The organism is Actinomadura harenae, assembly GCF_003696215.1.
GTDB lineage: Bacteria > Actinomycetota > Actinomycetes > Streptosporangiales > Streptosporangiaceae > Spirillospora > Spirillospora harenae.
The window spans coordinates 1-7,401 of sequence record NZ_RFFG01000198.1; the positions used below are offsets into that span (position 1 = coordinate 1).

Here is a 7,401-nt window from a genome sequence, read left to right on the forward strand (position 1 = left end):
CGCCGCCCGCGCCGCCGCGGCCGTCGACGGCGCCGCCGCCGCGGCGGGCCTCACCCGCGACCGCCTCAACCGGGTCGTCGTCGGCATCCCCGGCGCGGTGAACCCCGCGACGGGGCGCCTCGGGTACGCCGCGCACCTGCCCGGCTGGCACGTCCCCGGCATCACCGCGCACCTGGCCGCCGGGCTCGGCGTCCCGGTGGAGATCGAGAACGACGTCAACCTCGGCGCGCTCGCGGAGACGGCGTCCGGGCAGGCCGCCGACGTCCGCGACTTCGCACTGCTGTGGGTCGGCGACGGCATCGGCATGGCCGTCGTCCTGGACGGCCGCCCGCACCGGGGCGCGACCGGCGGCGCGGGCGAGATCGGCTACATGCCCGCCGTCGGGGCGCCGCTCGTGCGCGGCCCGCGGCTGGCCCACACCGGCGGCGTCCAGACCCGGATCGGCAGTTCGGCCGTCCTGGCGCTGCTGCGCCGCCACGGTTTCCCTGGCCGCGACGTCCGCACCGCCCTCACCCGCGCCACCAGGGCCCTGGAACCGGCCCCCTCCTCCCCCGCCGCGGCGCGTGGCGCGGGGAGCGGGAAGGCGGAGGCGGCCTTGGCGGCGCTCGGGGAGCTGGCGGAGCGGCTGGCGGCGACGCTGGCGAACGTGGTCGGGATCCTGGACCCCGAACTGATCGTGCTGACCGGCGAGGTGCCCCGTGCGGGGGGCGAGGCGCTGCGCGCGCTGGTCGAACGGGAGCTGCACAGCATGACCATCCCGCGCCCGCCGGTGCGGCTGAGCGCCGTGGCGGGCAACGTCGTCCTGGCCGGGGCACTGGACCAGGCGCTGCGCGGATGCCGGGAGGAGGTGTTCTCCAGCACCAGGGTCACGGCCACCTGACGCGACCGCCCTGGCGTGCCACCTGACGGTGGCTGCCTGGCGTGCCGCGTGGCGTGGCCGCCTGACCGTGGCCGTTTCCAGATCCGGGTCTTCCCCCGGCCCGGGCCCACTCCTCACACCCCCCGACGGCCGTCCGGCCGTCCTCCCCCGAAGGAGATCAGGAGTGTTCCTCACCCCCCGGCGCGCCCGGCGCCTGTCCGCGGCGGCACTCGCCGCGACCGGCCTGCTGCTCGCCTCCGCCTGCACCGCCGGGAGCTCCGGCGGGTCGGGCCCCAAGGCCGACGCGAAACAGACCATCGAGGTCTGGCACGGCTGGTCCGCCGACCACGAGGTGAAGGCGTTCGACGACGCCGTCGCCGGGTTCCGCAAACAGCACCCGAACATCACCGTCAAACTCGTCAAGGACCAGACCGACGACCGCATCACCAACGCGATCCGCGGCGGGAACCCCCCGGACGTCGTGTCGTCGTTCTCCACCGACTCCGTCGGCTCGTGGTGCAACTCCGGCGCCTGGCAGGACCTCACGCCCTACCTCACCCGGTCCAAGGTCGACCTGAACCTGTTCCCCCAGGCCGTCCGCGAGTACACGCAGTACAAGGGACGGCGGTGCGCGATGCCGCTGCTCGCCGACGCCTACGGCCTCTACTACAACAAGGCCCTGATGAAGGGGAACCAGCCGCCGAAGACGATCGGTGAGCTGACCGCGCTGGCCAAGAAACTCACCGTCCGCAACCCCGACGGGACGATCAAGGTCGCCGGGTTCATGCCGTCCGCGCAGTACTACGAGCACCAGGTGCAGCATCTGGCGACCGAGTTCGGCGCCACCTGGCTCACCCCCGACGGAAAGTCGAACCTCGCCGGCGACCCCGCCGTCAAGGCCTACCTGCAATGGGACAAAAGCCTCATCGACTGGTACGGCTACGACAACGTCAAGAAGTTCCTCAAGTCCGTCGGCCAGGAGTTCGAGACGTCCAACCCCTTCGAGCAGGGGAAGGTCGCGATGGCGATCGACGGCGAATGGCGCACCAAGTTCCTCCAGGACGAGGCGCCCAAGGTCGACTACGGCACCGCGCCCGCACCCGTCCCCGACGGCCAGGACGCCCGGTACGGCGGCGGGTTCATCACCGGCACCGTCATCGGGATCCCGCGCGGCGCCAAGCACCCGCAGGCCGCGTGGGAGTTCGTGAAGTACCTGACGACCGACACCCACGCCGTGGTCACCTTCGCCAACGGCCTCGGGAACGTCCCCAGCACACTGCCCGCGCTCACCTCACCCGAACTGAAGATGCCACCCCAGTTCACCACGTTCCTGAACGTCTTCAAAAGCCCGAACAGCGCGACCACGCCGCCGACGCCGAACGGCAACGACTACATCGTGAAGTTCCAGGCCTACGTCCAGGACCAGTGGGAACCCGGCCGCGTCACCAACCTGGACGCCTCACTGAAGGACCTGGACACCCGGGTCGACCAGGCGATCAAGCTGAACGGCGGCTGACCCATGACCGCCCTCACCGCCCCGAGGGCCGCGGCGGGCGCGGGAACGCGGGCACGCCGCCGCAACCGGCTGCGCGTGCTGGCGTTCCTGTCGCCCTGGCTGGTCGGCCTCGGCCTGTTCTTCGGCTACCCGCTCGCCGCGACCCTCTACTTCTCCTTCACCCGCTACGACCTGTTCACCCTGAAGTACGTCGGGTTCGCCAACTACCGGTTCCTGCTCCACGACACCGACGCGTGGCGCGCGATGAAGAACACGATGTGGCTGGTCGCGGTGATGGTCCCGCTCCGGCTGCTGTTCGGCCTCGGAATCGCCCAGCTGCTCACCCAGATCAAACGCGGCGGGAGCCTCCTGCGGTCGGTGTTCTACCTGCCCTACCTGATCCCGCCCGTGTCGGCGACGGTCGCGTTCGTGTTCGTCACCAACCCCGGCACCGGGCCGTTCCCCGCACTCACCCGGCACCTGGGATTCGCCCTTCCCGACTTCTTCAACGACCCGTCCTGGTCCCGGCCCGGCCTGACCCTGATGGGACTGTGGGCGGTCGGCGACCTGATGATCCTGCTGCTGGCCGCGCTACTGGACGTCCCGCGCTCACTGTACGAAGCGGCCGTCCTGGACGGCGCGAACGCCTGGCAGCGGTTCCGGTACGTCACCCTCCCATCGATCTCCCCCGTCCTGGCGTTCTGCGCCGTCACCGGCGTCATCCAAACCCTCCAGTACTTCACCCAGGCCATGGTCGCCGCCAAAGTCGCGGCCGGGCAGGCCGACACCCCCGGAACACAGGTCGCACCCGGCTACCCCGACGGCTCCACCCTCACCTTCCCCCAATGGCTCTACGACGAGGGATTCCGGCAGTTCAACATGGGCTACGCCTGCGTGCTCGCCCTGGCCATGTTCGCCGTCGGAATGCTGTTCACCCTGTTCCTGCTGCGCCGCTTCCGCGCCTTCACCAGCCAGGAGGCCCGGTGACCACCACCACCGCACCCGCGACCGGGACCCGCCCGGCACCCCGGACCCGCCACCGGCCGTCCCGCCGCACCCGCACCCGCCGCGCCCTGTACTGGACCGCCGTCCACTCCACCGCGATCGCCCTCGCCCTCATGTTCCTCGCACCACTGGCGTTCATGCTCCTCACCGCCGTGATGACCGACCGGCAGGCACTCACCAGCTCGTTCTGGCCGCACACCTGGAACTGGGACAACTTCCACCGCGCGTTCACCGGCGACATGGTCCGCTGGACACTCAACAGCGTCCTGTACGCCAGCGTGACCACCCTGCTCGTCGTGACCTCCAGCATCCCGGTCGCCTACGCACTCGCCCGATTCCGGTTCCGCGGCCGCTCAACGGCACTCGTCCTCGTCATCGCCACGATGATGCTGCCACCACAGGTCACCATGGTGCCGCTGTACATCGTCTGGTCACGATTCCACCTCACCGGAACACTCTGGCCACTGATCCTGCCCGGCCTGTTCGGCGACGCGTTCTCCATCTTCCTACTGCGCCAGTTCCTGGTGTCGATCCCCGGCGAATACGCCGACGCCGCCCGCGTCGACGGCTGCGGCGAACTCCGGACGATGCTCCGCGTCGTCCTGCCCATGGCACGCCCCGCGATCGCCGCCGTCGCCCTCTTCCAGTTCTTCTACTGCTGGAACGACTACTTCGGCCCCCTGGTGTACGCCAACCCCGACCACTGGACGCTCGCGGTCGGCGTCGCCTCCTTCCGCGCCGCCCACCACGTGGAATGGAACCTGACGATGGCCGCGACACTGCTGACCACCCTGCCGGTCATCACCGTGTTCTTCCTCGCCCAGCGGGTGTTCGTGCAAGGCGTGACCTTGACGGGAGTCAAAGGTTGAAACCGACAGGAGCGATGGAGTGAAACTGACGATCATCGGGGGCGGATCCACCTACACCCCCGAACTGGTGGACGGACTGGCACGGCTCCGCGCCGCGCTCCCGGTCACCGAACTGGTCCTGGTCGACCCGGACGAGAACCGCCTCGCCCCGGTCGGCGCGATGTCCCGCCGGATGCTCGCCCGCGCCGGCCACCCCGCCCGCCTCGTCACCACCACCGACACCACCACCGGCGTCACCGGAGCGGACGCGGTCGTGATCCAACTGCGGGTCGGCGGGCAGGCCGCCCGCCGAATCGACGAGACCCTCCCCCTCGCCTGCGGCTGCGTCGGCCAGGAGACCACCGGCGCCGGCGGCCTCGCCAAAGCACTGCGGACCGTCCCCGTCGTCCTCGACCTGGCCCAGACCATCGCCGAACACGCCCCCGACGCCTGGATCGTGGACTTCACCAACCCCGTCGGGATCGTCACCCGCGCCCTGCTCGACGCCGGACACCGCGCCGTCGGGCTCTGCAACGTCGCCATCCACGTCCAACGGCGCATCGCGGCCCTCCTGGACGTCCCACCGAACGCCGTCGAACTCGGCCACGCCGGCCTGAACCACCTCACCTGGGTCCGCTCCGCACACGTCAACGGCACCGACCGCCTCCCCGAACTCCTCGACCGACACCTGCCCGCACTCGCCGACATCTCCGGCCTGACCGGCGACCTCCTGCACCACCTGCGCACCCTGCCGTCCTACTACCTCAGCTACTACTACGAACACGACCGCATCGTCGACCGGCAACGCCTGACCACACCCCGCGCCGAACAGGTCGCCGACGTCGAACGCGAACTCCTCGCCCTGTACGCCGACCCCGCCAACGACACCCGCCCCCCGCAACTGTCGCAGCGCGGCGGCGCGTTCTACTCCGAGGCCGCCGTCCACCTGCTCGCCGCGCTCCTCGGCACACCCGACGCCACCGGCGGCCCGGACGCGCAGGTCCCAGGCGTGCAGGTCGCGAACGTCCGCAACAACGGAACGTTCCCGTTCCTGCCGGACCGGGCCGTGGTCGAGGTCCCGGCGCGGATCACCTCCAAGGGACCGCTGCCGCTGCCCGTCCCACCGCTGGAACCCCTCTACGCCGGACTCGTCGCACACGTGTCCGCCTACGAGGAGCTCGCGCTGGACGCCGCCCTGCACGGCGGCGTCGAACGCGTCCGGACGGCCCTGCTCGCCCACCCGCTCATCGGGCAGGACGGGCCCGCCGACCGGCTCGCGACCGACCTGGTCGCCGCCAACCGCGCCCACCTCCCCTGGGCGGCGCGGTGAGCCGCACCCTCGTCGCGATCGACGGCGGCAACAGCAAGACCGACGTGCTCGTCGCCGACACCGGCGGGACCGTCCTGGCCGCCGTCCGCGGCCCCGGCTACCGGCCCCACGAGGGCGGCTTCGACCGCGCGGTCCAGGGCGTCGCCGCCCTCGTCGAGGAGGCGCTCGCCGAGGCGTCCGGCCCGCCGGTCGCGCTCGTGTCGGCGTACATGGCCAACGTCGACCTGCCCCACGAGGAACACGCCCTGGTCAGGGCCCTGCGCGCCCGCGGGTGGACCGACCGCGTCACCGTCGGCAACGACACCTTCGCGCTACTCCACACCGGTGCGCGCCGCGGCTGGGGCGTCGCCGTCGTCTGCGGCGCGGGCATCAACTGCGCCGGCGTCGCCCCGGACGGCAGGAGCACCGGATTCCCGTCCCTCGGCTCGCACACGGGCGACTGGGGCGGCGGCGGAACGCTCGGCAACGCGGCGCTCTGGCACGCCGTCCGCGCCGAGGACGGACGCGGCCCCGCCACCGCCCTCAGCGCCGCCGTCGCCGCGCACTTCGGCGCCGCCACCGCCCTGGACGTCGGAATCGCGGTGCACCTCGGCGACATCCACCCCGACCGGATCCTGTCCCTCACCCCCGTCCTGATGGACGTCGCGGAGGCGGGCGACCCCGTCGCCCTGTCGGTGGTGGACCGGCAGGCCGAGGAGGTGGCGCTGCTCGGCACCGTCGCGATGCGCCGACTCGGCCTGCTGGACCGCCCGGCCGAGGTGGTGCTCGGCGGCGGCGTCCTCAGCGCCCGCCGCCCCCCGCTCATGGCGGGCGTCGAGCGCCGCTTCGCCCAGGCCGCCCCGCACGCCGAGCTCATCGTCGCCGACGCCCCGCCCGTCCTCGGCGCGGGCCTGCTCGCCCTCACCGAGCTCGGAGCCTCCCCCGAGGCCGGCGAACCCTCCGTGGACGAGGCGCGGGACCGGCTCCGGGCCGCATGCACCGAACGGTGGCCGCCCCCGCGCGCCACCGTCCCCGAGGCGCGGGCCGCCGTCCCCGAGGCGCGCGCGGCGGTTCGCGAAGAAAGTTGATCAACGGTCCGAACCCCGCGCCGTCCGGCGGCGTCACAACCCACACCGGAAGCGGCGCGGGGGAGGCCGGGGACGCGACGGGGGCGCCCCGCCCGCTTCTGGACAGCCGAGAGAAGGACCTGGATACTCACAGCCATGGACGGTCAGCCCTCGTTTCCGGTGCGGGCGTCGGACACGGACCGCGACCAAGTCCTGCGCGCCCTCGGCGAACGACTGGCCGAAGGACGACTCTCCCAGGACACCTTCGAACGCCGCGTCGAACAAGTCCTCCAAGCCCGCAACCGGACCGAACTCGACGACGCCGTACGCGACCTACCCCCCACCAGCCGCGTAGTCAGCCGCATCACCGGCCTGGTCTCCACCGTCTCCCACGTCACCGCACGCATCGAGGCCGCCTGGCGCGCACCCCGCCTCCCCCGCTTCACCCTCCCCGACGCCGCCCTCTCCCGCATCGTCGTCGGCCGCGCACCCGGCTGCCAGTTCATCCTGACCGACCTGACCGTCTCCCGATTCCACGCCGAGCTGTACCGCGCCGGAGACGGCTGGATGGTCTCCGACCTCGGCTCGATGAACGGAACCCGCGTCAACGGCTGGCGCCTCACCGGACCCGCCCGCGTCCGCCCCGGCGACGAGATCGGATTCGGCAACCTCAGCTTCATCGTCGCCACCCCCTAATGGGAGCTGCCGGGTCGGGTTGTGATGCCAGACTCGGTGCCTGGTAGCCGCCGGCGAGTGAACACTCTCGTGTCCAGGACCTGGAGTCCTTGGGTCAGATCGTGTCCTCGCTGGTGGTCAGG

7 protein-coding genes are annotated in these 7,401 nt (G+C 71.9%); all 7 read left to right on the top strand.

Annotation, left to right across the window (positions count from 1 at the left end):
* On the top strand, positions 1 to 880 hold an 880-nt coding region (locus tag EBO15_RS42085; RefSeq protein ID WP_147481902.1), incomplete at its 5' end, for an ROK family protein.
* 163 nt (positions 881 to 1,043) lie between these two features.
* Positions 1,044 to 2,375: an ABC transporter substrate-binding protein gene (locus EBO15_RS42090; protein WP_233616847.1), complete on the top strand. Its 1,332-nt coding sequence runs from the start codon at positions 1,044 to 1,046 to the stop codon at positions 2,373 to 2,375.
* A 3-nt stretch (positions 2,376 to 2,378) separates the two neighbouring features.
* Entirely contained in the window at positions 2,379 to 3,341 is a 963-nt protein-coding gene (locus EBO15_RS42095) for a carbohydrate ABC transporter permease (protein ID WP_122200033.1), read from the top strand.
* On the top strand, positions 3,338 to 4,228 hold the full coding sequence (locus tag EBO15_RS42100) for a carbohydrate ABC transporter permease (RefSeq protein ID WP_122200034.1): 891 nt from the start codon (positions 3,338 to 3,340) through the stop codon (positions 4,226 to 4,228). The genes EBO15_RS42095 and EBO15_RS42100 overlap by 4 nt, the downstream gene beginning before the upstream one ends.
* A gap of 19 nt (positions 4,229 to 4,247) precedes the next feature.
* The gene (locus tag EBO15_RS42105) at positions 4,248 to 5,537 is read left to right on the top strand and encodes a family 4 glycosyl hydrolase (protein ID WP_122200035.1); all 1,290 of its coding nucleotides are present in this window, start codon (positions 4,248 to 4,250) and stop codon (positions 5,535 to 5,537) included.
* The gene (locus tag EBO15_RS42110) at positions 5,534 to 6,604 is read left to right on the top strand and encodes an N-acetylglucosamine kinase (RefSeq protein WP_199745168.1); all 1,071 of its coding nucleotides are present in this window, start codon (positions 5,534 to 5,536) and stop codon (positions 6,602 to 6,604) included. The genes EBO15_RS42105 and EBO15_RS42110 overlap by 4 nt, the downstream gene beginning before the upstream one ends.
* A 135-nt stretch (positions 6,605 to 6,739) precedes the next feature.
* On the top strand, positions 6,740 to 7,279 hold the full coding sequence (locus tag EBO15_RS42115; RefSeq protein WP_122200037.1) for a DUF1707 and FHA domain-containing protein: 540 nt from the start codon (positions 6,740 to 6,742) through the stop codon (positions 7,277 to 7,279).
* The last annotated feature ends 122 nt before the right edge of the window (positions 7,280 to 7,401 follow it).